This is a genomic window from uncultured Stenotrophomonas sp. (genome assembly GCF_913778665.1).
Classification (GTDB): Bacteria; Pseudomonadota; Gammaproteobacteria; order Xanthomonadales; family Xanthomonadaceae; genus Stenotrophomonas.
Genome location: NZ_CAJYVQ010000004.1, coordinates 57,077 through 71,270, shown reverse-complemented (window position 1 = coordinate 71,270; position 14,194 = coordinate 57,077). Strand labels below are relative to the sequence as shown.

Genomic DNA, 14,194 nt, shown 5'->3' with positions numbered 1-14,194 from the left:
CGTGGACGATCGCCAATTGCTGGCCAAACTCGCTGCCGGTCGCCTGTCCGGCGACGCCCTGGCCCGTGAGCTGGGCCAGACCCGGGCGGCCATTTGGAAGCGTATTCAAGGACTTAGGGCTGCCGGTGTGGACATCGAGGGCCGTGCCGGCGAAGGCTACGGCCTGACCCGTCCGGTGGACCTGCTGGACCCGGACGCGATCCGCGCCGGCCTGCCTGCCGACGCCCAGGTCCTGCTGCACGACCTGCAGGTGGCCTGGTCGGTGGACTCCACCAACGCCGAATTGCTGCGGTGCAGCGCGCCCCAGCGCGGGGTGAGCGTCCTGCTCGCCGAACGCCAGACCGGCGGCCGCGGCCGTCGCGGCCGCAGCTGGGCCTCACCGCTGGCCGCCCATGTATACCTGTCGGTGCTGCGCTTGTTCTCCGGTGGCCTCGGCCGCCTGGCCGGACTGAGCCTGGTCGGCGGCATCGCCGTGGCCGAGGCGCTGCATGACCTGGGTTTCACCCAGGCCCAGCTGAAGTGGCCAAACGACTTGATCGTTGATGGCAAACGCAAGCTGGTCGGCCTGCTGGCCGAGGGCGGTGGCGAATACGCCGGCCCGGCGCGCGCAGTGATCGGCATCGGCATCAACACGCACATGCCGCCCGCGTTCGCCGAGCAGATCACCCAGCCGTGGGTGGATCTGGACACCCTGGCCGGCAAGCCGGTGGACCGCAACGTGGTCGTTGCTGCCGTGCTGGCGCGCCTGCTGCCGGCGCTGGAAGAATTCGATCGCGAAGGCCTCGCTCCGTTCCTGCCGCGCTACGCCGCCTTCGACATGCTGGCCGGCCGCGAAGTACGCGTGGAACTGGAAGGACAGTGGCAGCACGGTACCGCGCTCGGCCTGGCCGATGACGGCGCACTGCGCGTGCGCATCGATGGCCAGGAACGCCTGCTGCACGCCGGCGAAGTCAGCGTGAGGGCGGCATGAGCGATTGGTTGTTCGACCTCGGCAACTCGCGCTTCAAGTTCGCGCCGTTGCAGGGTGACCGCGCCGGTGACGTGCAGGCCTGGGCGCATGGCGCCGAAGGCATGGCCGGGCAGCCGCCGCACAGCCTGCCCAGCGGCCGCACCGCGTTCGTGGCCAGCGTGGCCGCACCGTCGCTGACCAGCGCCATGCTGGACCAGCTGCAGCGCCGCTTCGAAAACGTGCACGTGGTGCGCACCAGCGCCGAATGCGCCGGTGTGCGCATTGCCTATGCCAAGCCGGAAAAGTTCGGCGTCGACCGCTTCCTGGCCCTGCTGGCTGCCGCAAAGGCGCAGCGCCCGGTGATGGTGGTGGGCGTGGGCACCGCACTGACGATTGACCTGCTCGACGCCGACGGCCAACACCACGGTGGCCGCATTTCCGCATCGCCCACCACCATGCGCGAAGCACTGCACGCGCGCGCGGTGCAGCTGCCGGCCACGGGCGGTGATTACAGCGAATTCGCCAACGACACCGCCGACGCGCTGGCCTCCGGCTGCGATGGTGCGGCCGTGGCGCTGATCGAACGCAGCGCCCAGCAGGCGAACGCGCTGCTGGGCGTGGCACCGTCGCTGCTGGTGCACGGTGGTGGCGCACCAGCGCTGATGCCGTTGCTGCCCGGCGCTGATTACCACCCGTCGCTGGTGCTGGATGGCCTTGCCCGCTGGGCGGTGCACCAGCCCGCAGGCTAGTATCCGCGCATGCTGACCCGTGCCCTGATCGTCGTGCTGGCCATCCTCAATCTTGGCGTCGCCTGCTGGTGGCTGCTGCGCGATGCACCGCAGAAGCCTGCGCCGCCGCCGCAACCGGCCGGCGTGGCCGAGCTGCGCTGGGTGCCCGGTGGTGTGGATGCCGCTGCGGCCGCCGAAGCCACGGCCGCCGCCCCGACTGCGCCGCTGGTGGAGCGCGAACCGGCTGAGAAGACGGCGGTGGCTGCGACGCCTGCCCCTGCGGTGCCGGCCAAGCCGCAGGTGACCGAAGCTGCACCGGGACCGGCACCAGTGGCGGTTGCCGCAGCGGCCAAACCCGCCCCTTCACCGGTTGCGGAGAAGCCTGCGACGCCGCCAGCCGCCCCGGAGCCGCCGCGCTGCGTCGCGCTGGGTCCGTTCGCCGACCGCGCCGCCGCGACCGCCGCGCAAGGCAAGACCGGCACGGCGTTGAGCCAGGTGCGCCTGCGCGAACAGCCCGCTTCCAGCGGCAGTGCCCGTTACCGGGTGATGCTGCCGGCCGCCGCCAACCGCGAAGAGGCCCAGGCCACGGTCAAGCGCATCGTCGCCGCCGGCCTGAGCGACTACTACATCATCAGCCAGGGCGAGGAGACCAACGCCGTGGCGCTCGGCCAGTACCGCAACCGCGAAGGCGCCGAGCGGCGCATGGCCGCAGTGCAGGCCGCCGGCTTCCTGCCGCGCCTGGTGGCCAGCGGCGACGCCGGCCAGTGGTGGCTGGAAGGGCAGCTGGCGGCGGGCACGCAGCCGGCCCAGGCCCAGCAGCGCAGTGGCGCGGCACAGAGCCGGTCGCTGGAATGCGCAAGGTTGCGCTAGAATCCCCGGACCGCGGCGCCGCCGCCGGTGATCCACCCATGCCGCTTTAGCTCAGTTGGTAGAGCAACTGTCTTGTAAACAGTAGGTCATCCGTTCGATTCGGATAAGCGGCACCATTGGGCATCTGCTAATCCCTCTTTGCAGCGGCAGCGCGTTGGCCAGTCGGGCGCCGATTCCGGCCCCCCTCCTTCCTTCTTCGCTGTTCTCCCTCGCGACGTGTGATGTGTCGCTGTTCACTTCCCTGCGCGCGATCCTGATTGTTGAAAGCATGTCGCCGGTAGGCTCCTTTCTCCATGAAGATCCAGCGTACCCGACAGTTCGCGGCATGGATTGACGCGCTCAAGGACGTAACCGTGCGTGCCCGCATCGGTCGGCTCGCAGAAGGCCATCCCGATGATCACCGCTATCAGGCCGGTGGCGTTTCTGAACTATGCATCGATGCAGGGCCGGGTTACCGCGTGTACTACACGCAGCGGGGCAGGCAGTTGATGATTCTTCTGGTCGGAGGCGACAAGGGTTCGCAACAGCGCGATATAGAGAAGGCCAAGGAGATTGCGCGTGCCCTGTGAGCATCGAACTGGTTGTAGGGGAAACGACTCAATACCAAAGTACTGGAGCTGTCCCATCATGGCCATCAAGAAGAAAGTTGAACTCCAAGCATTCTATGTGGCCGAACACCTTAATGCCCCGATGGGAATTGCGGCCTATCTCGACGCATGCATCGAAGAAAGCGACGGCGATTCGGCATTCATCGCTTAGGCGCTGGGCGATATCGCCCGTGCCCAAGGGATGAGCAAGGTCGCACGTGCCCTCCCGCAGTGCCGCCGTCATCGGCAATCAGAGCCGCGCCTTCGTGGTGACGCGGCTTGCTTCGGCGTGCGAAGTAAAGCTGGCTTGACAGGCCCGGCAAGGCGCCTAGGCCACGATCTCAGACCTGAAAGCCACAACGCACCGTCTGGATCATGCTATTCCTCACGGACAGCGGACAGCGGACAACGCCCCACCCCATACTGCCGCTACACGCCCACCTTGGGCCCCTTCGGGATCCGCACATGCGTCGCCACGCCCTGCCGCTCACCGTCGCCCTGCTTTCCACCGCGTTCGCAGCCCCGGCCATGGCCGCCGTGCCCTTCTTCAACGCCAGCTGCCCGGGCGGCCTCGATGTGCACGCCGACGAAGGTGGACCGGTCTACGTGCAGGGCCGCGAGGCCACGCTGAAACGTTTCAACGACCGCTATTTCGAAGCACGCGATGCCAACAGCGGCATCACCCTGTCGATCAGCCGCAACGATGACGGCGCGCCGCAGGTCAGCTACACCGGCCGTGGCGGCGCCAATGGCATCTGCCAGGTCAGCGCCAGCGACACGTCAGCGCCCTCCGCAAACAGCACACGCCCTCGCGACGCTGCCGCCGGAGATGCCGCACTACCGCGCGAGGTCACCTGTGAATCCACCGGCCAGCAGCAGGTGTCGTGTGATCTGAACACCCGCGGCAACGTGGAGATCGTGCGCCAACTCAGCCGCACCCGCTGCGAGCAAGGCAAGAACTGGGGCTTGGCGCGGCACTCGGTGTGGGTCAATGGCGGTTGCCGCGCGGTGTTCCGCAATGTGTCTTCAGTGACCAACCCGGCGCCCGCAGGCGATACCGCACTGGGCGCCTGCAACATGCGCAAGGGCGCGCAGGGCGCACTGGTCACCCAGATGCCGGTGGGCAACGATTACCAGGAGCTGATCATCGATTATCCCGACGGCCGCTTCCTGTGCATGATGCGCAATAACGGCCAGGTGCAGAGCGTGACGCCGGTTCGCCGCCGCGGGCGCTGAGCGCGGGGGTGTAGATCCGGCGTCAGCAGCCGGACCTGTACAGCAGCACCCATGCCAGGATCAGGGCGAACGTTCCGAACGACGTCAGGCCGAACCACAGCACGGCCACCTTCACGTTGCCGATCAAGGCTGCCAGCATCCGGTCCAGTTCGCTCTTCAGGATCGGATATTCAGCGTGCGCCTTGCGCAGGCGGTGCCAACCGAACCCGAAGAACACCAGCAGCGAGAAGGGCGTCAGCAAAAGCACCGCCTGCATCAGCCAGCGGTTCGGCGACGCCTCAATCAAGCCGCTCAACAGAACCGCAAACGCGGCGATGGGCAGCGCGCCCATGAAAAAGCGTGGCCAAGCGGTATTGATGAAGGGCGACATCGCAATCTTCCATGAAGGGCGGTCGGGTCCGCGCGGCATCATGCCATGCTCATGGCCTGCTGCACCGCCGCGAGTGGTGTCACACAGCTCTGGCTAGACTGTGCTTCTTTTTTCCCGCAGGAGGCACCCATGGCCGATCCCATTTCCGTATCCCTGATTGGCGTTCCCACCGATGTCGGTGCGGGCCATCGCGGTGCACGGCTGGGGCCGGAAGCGCTGCGCGTGGCGGGCCTGCCGGAGGCGCTGGAAGCGCGCGGCGTGGATGTGCGCGACCTGGGCAACCTGGATGGCCCGCGCAACCCGTGGACCGCGCCGGTGGAAGGCTATCGCCACCTGGACGAGGTGGTGGCGTGGAACCGCGCGCTGATGGACGCCAGCTACGCTGAACTGCAGGCCGGGCGCATGCCGATCATGCTGGGCGGCGACCACTGCCTGGGCATCGGTTCGATCACCGCCGTGGCGCGCTGGTGCCGCGAGCAGGGCAAGACCCTGCGCGTGCTGTGGCTGGACGCGCATTCGGATTTCAACACCAGCGATGTCACTCCATCGGGCAACATCCACGGCATGCCGGTGGCCTGCCTGTGCGGCCTCGGCCCGGATGCGCTGACCCAGCTCGGCGGCAGCGCCCCGGCGATCACCCCGTCGCAGATGCACCAGATCGGCATCCGTTCGGTGGACCCGGAAGAGAAGCGCCTGATCAAGACCCACAAGGTGGATGTCTATGACATGCGCTACATCGACGAGAACGGCATGAAGCGCGCGGTCGAAGCGGCGCTGGCCGGCATCGACGAGAACACTCACCTGCATGTCAGCTTCGATGTGGATTTCCTCGACCCGAGCATCGCCCCGGGCGTGGGCACCACCGTACCGGGCGGGGTGAACTACCGCGAGGCGCAGCTGGTGATGGAGATGATCGCCGACACCGGGCGCATGGGTTCGCTGGATATCGTCGAGCTCAACCCCTTGTTGGACAAGCAGAATGCCACCGCCGAACTGGCCGTGGATCTGGTCGAAAGCCTGTTCGGCAAGTCCACCCTGATGCGCGATTGAGGGCTTCCCCTGAACGGGATCCCGATCCGTTCACACCCGCTCCACGCCCCTGCCGCCAGATTGCACTTCACGCGGCGGCAGTGGCGATGGCCTCTCCCGCTGAGCGAAAGAATCCCATCCGCGAATGAAGCGGTGTAGCGGCAAACCCAAGGAGAAGCCCATGAAGCGCGTAGTTGCCCTGATGCTGTTGTCGATGTTCTCGGTGGCCCTGCTGGCCGGTTGCAACACCGTGGCCGGTGCCGGCAAGGACGTGCAGAAGGCCGGTGAGAAGGTTGAGGATGCCGCCAAGGGCAACTAAGCCCGGCGCGGAACGGAAAGAAAAAGGCCGGGGACTTCCCCGGCCTTTTTCATGCGCGATGCCCCCGGCGGCTGTGCAAGCGGAGTGAACCATTCAAGCAGGTGAGCGTGCATTTCATTGGCGGTTGACTGGTATTCAACAGCCACTGCGCGAAGCTGGAGCCACGGTAAGAACGCCGTTGCAACCAAGGACTCCCAGCAATGAACAAAGACATCATTTCCGGCAAGTGGTCGCAGCTGAAGGGCAAGGCCCAGGCCAAGTGGGGCGATCTGACCAACGACGATTTCGACGTGGCCGAGGGCAATGCTGAGTACCTGGCCGGTCGCCTGCAGGAACGTTATGGCTGGGCCAAGGACCGCGCCGAGAAGGAAGTCCGTGAGTTCCAGGATGCGGTGAGCAAGGACTATCCGGACTACAAGTAAGCGCCGACCGTTTTCCCCACAGCACAACGCCCGCACCGTCAGGTTGCGGGCGTCGTGTTGTCTGCGCTCAGCGCGCCGGCGGGTCCGGAACGTAGCGGTTGGGGAAGGCCTGCGGTTCGCGCGGCAGGCGCGAAGGCGGATCGACAAGGATGCCGCGCGCGCGCAGGTGGCGGGCGCTGTCGTACCGCAGCTGCAGCACCTGGGCCGGGCTGCGGCTGGCGCGCTCGAAGTCGGTGTCGCGCACCGAAGATTGTTCACGCGCACCGTGGCCCGTGCCCAGCGCCGGTGCCTGCGACTTGCTCGCGTTGCCCTCGATGCGGCTGGCACGGGCATCGGCGGCAGCTTCGGCCTGCGCGGCCGGTGCCGGCAGCGGCAAGCCACGGCGCAGGATCGGCGCCGGGCGCCAGCGCCGCGCTTCTTCGAACACGGCGACGCCGACCACACCGATGTTGTCCGGGCGACCGGTGCGGCTGGCGTAGCTGCCGCTGGGACTGCTGAACACGAACTGCGCCACCTCGTCCTGGCTCTTGCGCCAGCCGGTGATATCGGCGCGCTGGCCGGGGTTGAGCACGTAGCCGGTCTGCGAGGGATCAGCGTTCTCGCCGGAAATGGCGTTGATGCCGTCCACCGACAGCACCACCAGCACCCGGCGCGGGCTGTCGTTGTACAGCCGCACGGCGTAGCGATGGCCACGCTCGCCGGCCACCCAACGCTGGCCTTCAGCGGGGTAGCTGCGCAGTTCAGTGCCACGGTCGCGGTCGACCAGGGCCATGCGCACCGGGCCACCCTCGTACACCGGCGGCGGGGGCGGGGCCGGGCGGAAGCCGGCCAGGGGCAGGATCAACAGCAGGGGCAGCAGGCGTTTCATCGGGTGTCTCCAGCGGGGTTGAGTGAATGAACGCGCCGCTGGCCCTGACGGGGTTGGCCTTGGGCACGGTAAACTGGCCCCGTTCATCGAAGGTTTCCCCACGCAGTCATGACGACCCGAGTCCTTACCGGCATCACCCCCTCCGGCACGCCCCACCTGGGCAACTACGTCGGCGCGATCCGTCCGGCGATCGCGGCCAGCCGCGCCCCGGGGATCGAGAGCTTCTTCTTCCTGGCCGACCTGCACAGCCTGATCAAGTCGCAGGACCCGCAGCGCACCCAGCGCGCGACCCTGGAGATCGCCGCCAGCTGGCTGGCCTGCGGCCTGGACCCGGAACACGTGTGGTTCTACCGCCAGAGCGATATCCGCGAGACGACCGAGCTGATGTGGTTCCTGACGGCCATTGCCAGCAAGGGCATCCTCAACCGCGCGCACGCCTACAAGGCGGCGGTGGACAAGAACCGCGAGGAAGGCGCGGATGAAGACGCGGGCGTCAGCGCCGGCCTGTTCATGTACCCGGTGCTGATGGCCGCCGACATCCTGATCTTCAAGGCCAACCAGGTGCCGGTGGGCCGCGACCAGATCCAGCACATCGAGATGGCGCGCGATTTCGCCCAGCGCTTCAACCACGTGTACGGCAAGGAGTATTTCCCGCTGCCGGACGTGGTGATCGACGAGCAGGTGGCGACGCTGGCCGGCCTGGATGGCCGCAAGATGAGCAAGAGCTACCACAACACCATTCCGCTGTTCGTGCCGCGCGAGGAGCTGAAGAAGCTGGTGTTCTCGATCCTGACCGACTCGCGCGCACCGGGCGAGCCGAAGGACACCGAGGGCTCGGCGCTGTTCCAGATGTACCAGGCGTTCGCTACCCCGGAACAGACCGCCGAATTCGCCAAGGCGTTCGCCGCCGGCATCAGCTGGGGCGATGCCAAGCAGCAGCTGTTCGAGCGTATCGACAGCGAGCTGTCGCCGCTGCGCGAGCGCTACAACGCGCTGATGGCCGAGCCGGAGAAGATCGAAGCTCTGCTCAAGCGCCGTGGCCAGCAGCTGCGCGAGCAGCTGGCGGCACCGCTGCTGGAAGAGCTTCGCCACGCCGTGGGCCTGCGCGACCTGTCCACTGCGGGCGACATCGCCAGCGAGGACGCCGGCGTGGCCCGCGTGGCACCGCCGTTGTTCAAGCAGTACCGCGAGAAGGACGGCCGTTTCTACTTCAAGCTGACCGCCGGTGACGGCACGCTGCTGATCCAGAGCGAAGGCTTCGATTCGCCGCGCGATGCCGGCCAGCTGATCGCGGTGATCAAGCAGGCCGAGCAGGGCGACCAGCTGCAGAGCGAACTGTTCAAGCTGGAGGCCGAGGTGGATGCGGTGCTGGCTGCGCTGGCCGTGCTGCGCGAGGAGTGATGGATGTAGAGCCGAGCCCACGCTCGGCTTTCGGCTTTGCTTTTGTAGAGTCGAGCCGAGCATGGGCTCGGCTCTACAGGGCAGCCCACCACCCATGGCATGATGTCCGCGCGCCTCCGGCGCGATGACATGGAGTCTGCAATGGCCTGGTTGTCGCTGCTGCTGTTCCTGCCCTGGTTCCTGTTGCTGGGCAGCCTGTACTGGCTGTTCCCGCGCCAGCCGCGTACTGCGCGCCGGCGCCTGTTCGATGGCACCACCCTGCTGCTGGCCTTCGCGCTGAGCATCGTCTCGATGCTGTGGGGGTATCGCCTCGGCATGGCACAGCCCGGCGCCGGCCCGATCTGGCCACAGGTGCTGGCGGTGCTTTACGCCTACGGCGCATTCCTGGCGGTGCTGGTGCTGGCCCTGTTGCTGCGGCCGCGCTGGCTGGACCGGTAGCCCCGCCTTTGTAGAGTCGAGCCCTGCTCGACCGCTTTTCCGCCCAGTCGAGCATGGCTCGACTCTACCGAAGCGCCCTCCGACCAAAGCCGCATCGAATCCGGGCCGCCTGCACGCCTACCATGGGTGTCTGTTCCCGATCCTGCCAGGTGCGTGCCGATGCCCGCCGACCCCAGCATCCATACCATCGACACCGGCTTCCAACGCCCCGGCTTCGATGCGGCCTACCTGATCGTTGAACGCGGCCGCGCGGCCTTCGTCGACTGCGGTACCGGCCTTTCCGTGCCGGCGATGCTGCAGGCGCTGGCGGGCGTGGGGCTGGGCGTGGATGCGGTGGACTGGCTGCTGCTGACCCATGTGCACCTGGACCACGCCGGGGGCGCCGGCCTGCTGATGCAGCAGCTGCCGAACGCGAAGGCCGTGCTGCATCCGCGCGGCGCCCCGCACATGATCGACCCGACCCGGCTCATTGCGGGTGCGACGGCGGTGTACGGCGCCGAGGAGATCGCGCGCAGCTACGGCCGCATCGAGCCGATACCGGAACAGTGCGTGGTGGTGGCCGAAGACGGGCACCGCATCGACCTCGCCGGTCGCGAACTGGTGCTGCTGCACACACCGGGCCACGCGCTGCACCACTACTGCGTGTGGGATGCGCGCAGCCGCAGCTGGTTCACCGGCGATACCTTCGGCATCTCCTACCGCGAGCTGGACAGCCCGCAGGGCGCCTTCATCTTCCCGACCTCGTCGCCGGTGCAGTTCGACCCGGAGGCGATGAAGGCGTCGATCCGGCGCCTGCTCGATTATGCGCCACAGGCGATGTACCTGACCCACTACGGCCGCGTTGAGCAGGTGCAGAAGCTGGCCGAGGACCTGTTCGAGCAGATCGATGCGATGGCCACCATCGGCCGCCAGTGCGATGGTCGCCCGGACCGTCACCGCTGCCTGCTGGCCGCCTTGCTGGCGCTGTACCTGGAGCGCGCGCAGCAGCATGGCTGCACGCTGGACGAGGCGGCGGTGACCGCCGTACTGGCGATGGACATCGAGTTGAACGCACAGGGCCTGGCCTGCTGGCTGGAGCGCATCAGCAAGTAGGTCCACGCCACGCGTGGATGACTGGCTCCATGCCATGCAGGGATGAGGGGCGCCCACGCTGGGCCGCGATGTCACGACCACGTTACACTCTGGTGACTTCCAAGCCTGCCGTGGTATTGCCGTGAATCCGATGCGCGTGTTGCTGCTGTCGTCCTGCCTGTTCGTCGGTGGCCTGGCTCATGCGGCCAACGATCTGCCGGGTGGCGGCATCGATCCGCAGGCGCTGTCGCGTCACGTGCGTGTGCTGGCGTCGGACGAGTTCGAGGGCCGCGCGCCGGCCACCGAAGGCGAAGAGCGCACCGTGCAGTACCTGATCGAGCAGTTCCGCAGCTATGGCCTGCAGCCGGGCGGTGTGGACGGCAGCTGGGTGCAGCCGGTGCCGCTGGTGCGCGCGCAGCTGGATGGCCCGGCCAAGGCCAGCCTGTCGCTGAAGCAGGGCAAGCGCGCGCTGGCCAACGGCGTGGACGTGACCCTGCAGAGCCTGCAGCCGCGCAAGCGCGTGCAGATCAAGGATGCACCGCTGGTGTTCGTCGGCTACGGCATCGACGCGCCGGAACGCCACTGGAATGACTACAAGGACGTGGACCTGCACGGCAAGATCGCCGTGGTGCTGATCAACGACGCCGATTTCGAGGCCGATGCGCCGGGGGCGTTCGATGGCAAGGCCGTGACCTATTACGGCCGCTGGACCTACAAGTTCGAGGAAGCCGCACGCCGCGGCGCCGAAGGCGTGCTGATCGTGCACGAGACCGCGCCGGCCGCTTACGGTTGGGCGACAGTGAAGAGCTCAGGCACTTCGCCGCTGTTCGACATCGAGCGCGGCCAGGCCGAAGCCATGGCCCAGCACACGCCGCTGCGCGGCTGGATGCAGCGCGAACTGGCCGAGGCGATCTTCGCCGACGCCGGCCTCGATTTCGACGCCGAGAAGCGCAAGGCGATGCGCGCCGACTTCCGGCCGGTGGCGCTGGACAATGCCAGGCTGAGCGTGGATTTCGCGCTGAAGCGCGAACAGGTGGTGACCCGCAACGTGGTGGCCAAGCTGCCCGGCGGTGCGCATGGCGACGAGGCGGTGATCTTCTCCGCGCACTGGGATGCGTTCGGCATCGGTCAGCCGGACGCCAAGGGGGACCGCATCCGCCGTGGAGCGATCGACAACGCCACGGGCGTGGCCACGGTGCTGGAATTGGGCCGCGTGTTCGCTGCCGGCCCGCAGCCGCAGCGCACCCTGTACTTCGTGGCACTGACCGCTGAAGAGAAGGGTCTGCTGGGCGCAAGCTACTACGCCGCGCACCCGCTGGCGCCGCTGGACAAGACCGCCGCGGTGCTCAACATCGAGATGTTCAGCCCGGATGGCCCGACCCGCGATATCGCCTCGTGGGGCAAGGGCCGTGTCTCGCTGGAAAGGGACCTGGAGCGCGTGGCCAAGGCCCGTGGCCGCAGCTACAGCCCGGACCCGAACCTGGAGGCTGGCTTCTTCTACCGCGCCGACCACTTTGCCTTCGCGCGCCTGGGCGTGCCGGCGATCACCATCGGCCCCGGCCTGGACAAGCTGGACGGCGGCGTAGAAGCCGGCCGCGCGCTGCGCGAGAAGTACTTCGCCGATTGCTACCACCAGGCCTGCGATGCCTGGACCCCGGGCTGGGACCCGAGCGGCCACGCCGCCGACACCCTGCTGGTCTACGACCTGGGGGCCGAGCTGGCCAACAGCCGCCGTTGGCCGACGTGGGAAAGGGAATCGGAGTTCCGCGGCGCGCGCGACAAGAGCGAAGCGGCCCGCCGCTGAGGATCGGAACCGGCGGGGTGTCATGTCATTCCGCCGGGAGTAGAGTCGACTATCGCGCCCAGCGCGGGTTTTTCGGTGCCGACAGAGAGAGCAGCCGACTAACAGTCGACTCTACCGATTGCCGGCCAGCGGCCGGCACTACCTGCGCCGCCGCAACAGCGCCCACGCGCCCCAGCCACTGGCGGCGAGCACGGCCAGATAGCACGCCACCGTCGCGCGCAGGCCCACCGGGTGCAGCACCCCGCCGCGCGGGTGGCTGCTCATCGCAAGGGAACTGTGGCCACTGCCCAGATCGATTGCCAGCTGCAGCACCAGTGCGGCAGAGAACACCAGCAGCGCCACCCCGAAGCCGATGCGCGGCCACGAGGCCTGCGCGCTGGGGCGGCGCAGCAGCCAAGCCAGCGCCGTGGCTGCGGCAAGCGCCGCCGCGATCCACATCAGCGGCGACGCCGGAGATGCAGCAGCCACCGGCATTGCACCGGTGGCTGCGATCAGTACGACGCCCTTACTTGCGGGTGCCGTCGAGCCAGTTCGGGCCCTTGTTGGTGAGGAAGAAGACATAGACCACCAACGATACCGCGATCGTGGCGGTGACGTAGATGGCGAACCAGTCGACGTGGCCGGTTTTCAGCGCGCCCTGGTACAGCAGCGGGGCGGTGCCACCGAACAGCGAATTGGCCAGCGCGTAGCCCAGGCCCACGCCCAGTGCACGGATGTGGGTGGGGAACAGTTCGGCCTTCACCACCGCGTTGATGGACGTGTAGCCGGTGAGGATGACAAAGCCCAGCGCCAGGGTGAGGAAGGCGAGGGTGGCATCGTGCTGGTGCGGCAGCTGGGTGATCAGGTACCAGCTGTACAGCACGCCGCCGACACCGAAGAACACCAGCAGGCTCTTGCGGCCGATGATGTCCGACAGCCAGCCACCGACCGGCTGCAGCACCATCAGGAACGCCAGCACGCCCAGGTTGATCAGGGTGCCGGTCATCGGGTCGTCACCCGCGAAGGCGCTCTGGATCATCTTCGGGCCGTTCACCGAATAGGTGTAGAAGGCGATGGTGCCACCGGCGGTGATCAGGAAGCACAGCAGCAGCGGCCGCCACTGGTGCACGAACAGTTCGTACATCGAGCCGGACTTCTGTGCCTTGCCCTCGCGCGCGGCTTCGATCGACGACTCCGACAGCGACTCGTCCATGCCCCGGCGCAGCCAGAACACCACCACTGCGGCGATGCCACCGATGCCGAAGGCGATGCGCCAGCCCCATTCGGAGATTTCCGGCTTGCCCCAGAAGGTCAGCATCAGCAGCAGGGTAAGTTGGGCCAGCACGTGGCCGCCGACCAGGGTGACGTAGTGGAACGAGGACAGGAAGCCGCGGCGGCCGGGAATGGCGGCCTCGGACATGTACGTGGCGCTGGCGCCGTATTCACCACCAGTCGCGAAGCCCTGCAGCAGGCGCGCGAACAGCAGGATGACCGCTGCCCAGATACCAATGCTGGCCGCTGTGGGGGTGACGGCGATCAGGAACGAGCACAGCGCCATCACCGTGACCGAGACGGTCAGGGCCAGGCGGCGGCCGTGGCGGTCGGCGAAGCGGCCGAAGAACCAGGCGCCGATCGGGCGCATCAGGAACGTGGCGGCGAAGATCGCCCAGACGTACATCGTGGAGTTCTTGTCTTCAGGCGAGAAGAACTGCGATTCGAAGTACACGGCGAACACCGAGTACACGTAGACGTCGTACCACTCCACCAGGTTGCCGGCGGAGCCTTTGAGGGTATTGGAGATCGAGCGGCGCAGCGCGGCGCCCTCGTTCGCGGGTACGGCAGGTTGGGACGTGGTGCTCATCTGGGTGTGGATCCTCGATGCGGCGCTTCCGTGCGGGAAATATCGGGTACCCGGCGCGCGAAGGGCGCCGCGGCCAGCCTCCTAGGTACTGCATCCCACGTCAACGCCAGGTGCCGGGAGGCGGGCAGGGCATGGGAACCGCACAGGGTGACAGCAAGCCGCGGCGGCGGACCATAACTAAATCGTCGTATGCCGGTTCGCGGCCTGTTGCAAACCGGAGTGATTTCCCGCAGGCGAACGCTCTAGAATCGGCGTTCCCCCG

Annotated in this window: 17 protein-coding genes and 1 tRNA gene; 14 read left to right on the top strand and 4 right to left on the bottom strand. The window is 67.5% G+C overall.

All coding sequences use genetic code 11. The annotated features are described in order from the left end of the window. Nucleotide 1 precedes the first annotated feature (1 nt). The 7 genes from birA to QZ853_RS05110 all read left to right on the top strand — a co-directional run bounded on the left by birA (nucleotide 2) and on the right by QZ853_RS05110 (nucleotide 4,370). On the top strand, nucleotides 2-970 hold the full coding sequence (birA, locus tag QZ853_RS05140; protein ID WP_295571215.1) for a bifunctional biotin--[acetyl-CoA-carboxylase] ligase/biotin operon repressor BirA: 969 nt from the start codon (nucleotides 2-4) through the stop codon (nucleotides 968-970). Further along, nucleotides 967-1,698 carry a type III pantothenate kinase gene (locus tag QZ853_RS05135; RefSeq protein WP_295571214.1) on the top strand — a complete coding sequence of 244 codons (732 nt, stop codon included), beginning with the start codon at nucleotides 967-969 and terminating at the stop codon, nucleotides 1,696-1,698. Before birA ends, QZ853_RS05135 begins: the two co-directional genes overlap by 4 nt. A gap of 9 nt (nucleotides 1,699-1,707) precedes the next feature. Further along, nucleotides 1,708-2,547: an SPOR domain-containing protein gene (locus tag QZ853_RS05130; RefSeq protein ID WP_295571213.1), complete on the top strand. Its 840-nt coding sequence runs from the start codon at nucleotides 1,708-1,710 to the stop codon at nucleotides 2,545-2,547. 40 nt (nucleotides 2,548-2,587) lie between these two features. Next, nucleotides 2,588-2,663, top strand: a tRNA-Thr gene (locus tag QZ853_RS05125). A 177-nt stretch (nucleotides 2,664-2,840) separates the two neighbouring features. Continuing rightward, complete coding sequence (locus QZ853_RS05120; RefSeq protein WP_295571212.1) at nucleotides 2,841-3,116, top strand: type II toxin-antitoxin system RelE/ParE family toxin; 276 nt, start codon at nucleotides 2,841-2,843, stop codon at nucleotides 3,114-3,116. A gap of 58 nt (nucleotides 3,117-3,174) precedes the next feature. Beyond that, nucleotides 3,175-3,306 carry a hypothetical protein gene (locus QZ853_RS05115; protein WP_295571211.1) on the top strand — a complete coding sequence of 44 codons (132 nt, stop codon included), beginning with the start codon at nucleotides 3,175-3,177 and terminating at the stop codon, nucleotides 3,304-3,306. A gap of 293 nt (nucleotides 3,307-3,599) precedes the next feature. Then, nucleotides 3,600-4,370 carry a DUF3011 domain-containing protein gene (locus QZ853_RS05110; RefSeq protein ID WP_295571210.1) on the top strand — a complete coding sequence of 257 codons (771 nt, stop codon included), beginning with the start codon at nucleotides 3,600-3,602 and terminating at the stop codon, nucleotides 4,368-4,370. A 22-nt stretch (nucleotides 4,371-4,392) separates the two neighbouring features. Here the strand turns inward: QZ853_RS05110 and QZ853_RS05105 are convergent, their stop codons facing one another. After that, nucleotides 4,393-4,740 carry a hypothetical protein gene (locus QZ853_RS05105; RefSeq protein ID WP_295571209.1) on the bottom strand — a complete coding sequence of 116 codons (348 nt, stop codon included), beginning with the start codon at nucleotides 4,738-4,740 and terminating at the stop codon, nucleotides 4,393-4,395. 129 nt (nucleotides 4,741-4,869) lie between these two features. Between QZ853_RS05105 and rocF the strand changes: the two genes are divergently transcribed. The 3 genes from rocF to QZ853_RS05090 all read left to right on the top strand — a co-directional run bounded on the left by rocF (nucleotide 4,870) and on the right by QZ853_RS05090 (nucleotide 6,510). Next, entirely contained in the window at nucleotides 4,870-5,790 is a 921-nt protein-coding gene (rocF, locus tag QZ853_RS05100) for an arginase (RefSeq protein ID WP_295571208.1), read from the top strand. Between the two features lie 160 nt (nucleotides 5,791-5,950). Then, a complete protein-coding gene (locus tag QZ853_RS05095) occupies nucleotides 5,951-6,088 on the top strand; it encodes an entericidin A/B family lipoprotein (RefSeq protein ID WP_019661832.1) in 138 nt (45 codons plus the stop codon). Between the two features lie 200 nt (nucleotides 6,089-6,288). Beyond that, a complete protein-coding gene (locus QZ853_RS05090; protein WP_004153772.1) occupies nucleotides 6,289-6,510 on the top strand; it encodes a CsbD family protein in 222 nt (73 codons plus the stop codon). Between the two features lie 67 nt (nucleotides 6,511-6,577). On the opposite strand, the gene QZ853_RS05085 is transcribed toward QZ853_RS05090, so the two are convergent. Further along, on the bottom strand, nucleotides 6,578-7,378 hold the full coding sequence (locus QZ853_RS05085) for a hypothetical protein (RefSeq protein WP_295571207.1): 801 nt from the start codon (nucleotides 7,376-7,378) through the stop codon (nucleotides 6,578-6,580). 108 nt (nucleotides 7,379-7,486) lie between these two features. Here QZ853_RS05085 and QZ853_RS05080 point away from each other — a divergent pair, with 108 nt between their 5' ends. The 4 genes from QZ853_RS05080 to QZ853_RS05065 all read left to right on the top strand — a co-directional run bounded on the left by QZ853_RS05080 (nucleotide 7,487) and on the right by QZ853_RS05065 (nucleotide 12,092). Continuing rightward, entirely contained in the window at nucleotides 7,487-8,779 is a 1,293-nt protein-coding gene (locus tag QZ853_RS05080) for a tryptophan--tRNA ligase (protein WP_295571206.1), read from the top strand. Between the two features lie 141 nt (nucleotides 8,780-8,920). Then, the gene (locus tag QZ853_RS05075) at nucleotides 8,921-9,217 is read left to right on the top strand and encodes a hypothetical protein (protein WP_295571205.1); all 297 of its coding nucleotides are present in this window, start codon (nucleotides 8,921-8,923) and stop codon (nucleotides 9,215-9,217) included. Between the two features lie 159 nt (nucleotides 9,218-9,376). Beyond that, entirely contained in the window at nucleotides 9,377-10,309 is a 933-nt protein-coding gene (locus QZ853_RS05070) for an MBL fold metallo-hydrolase (protein WP_295571204.1), read from the top strand. Nucleotides 10,310-10,439: 130 nt separating this feature from the next. Beyond that, nucleotides 10,440-12,092 carry a M28 family metallopeptidase gene (locus QZ853_RS05065; protein ID WP_295571472.1) on the top strand — a complete coding sequence of 551 codons (1,653 nt, stop codon included), beginning with the start codon at nucleotides 10,440-10,442 and terminating at the stop codon, nucleotides 12,090-12,092. Between the two features lie 138 nt (nucleotides 12,093-12,230). Here QZ853_RS05065 and QZ853_RS05060 read toward each other — a convergent pair whose 3' ends face one another. Together QZ853_RS05060 and QZ853_RS05055 are read right to left on the bottom strand one after the other, a co-directional pair. Further along, entirely contained in the window at nucleotides 12,231-12,566 is a 336-nt protein-coding gene (locus QZ853_RS05060; RefSeq protein ID WP_295571203.1) for a hypothetical protein, read from the bottom strand. A 31-nt stretch (nucleotides 12,567-12,597) separates the two neighbouring features. Continuing rightward, on the bottom strand, nucleotides 12,598-13,932 hold the full coding sequence (locus QZ853_RS05055) for an MFS transporter (RefSeq protein ID WP_295571202.1): 1,335 nt from the start codon (nucleotides 13,930-13,932) through the stop codon (nucleotides 12,598-12,600). Between the last annotated feature and the right edge of the window lie 262 nt (nucleotides 13,933-14,194).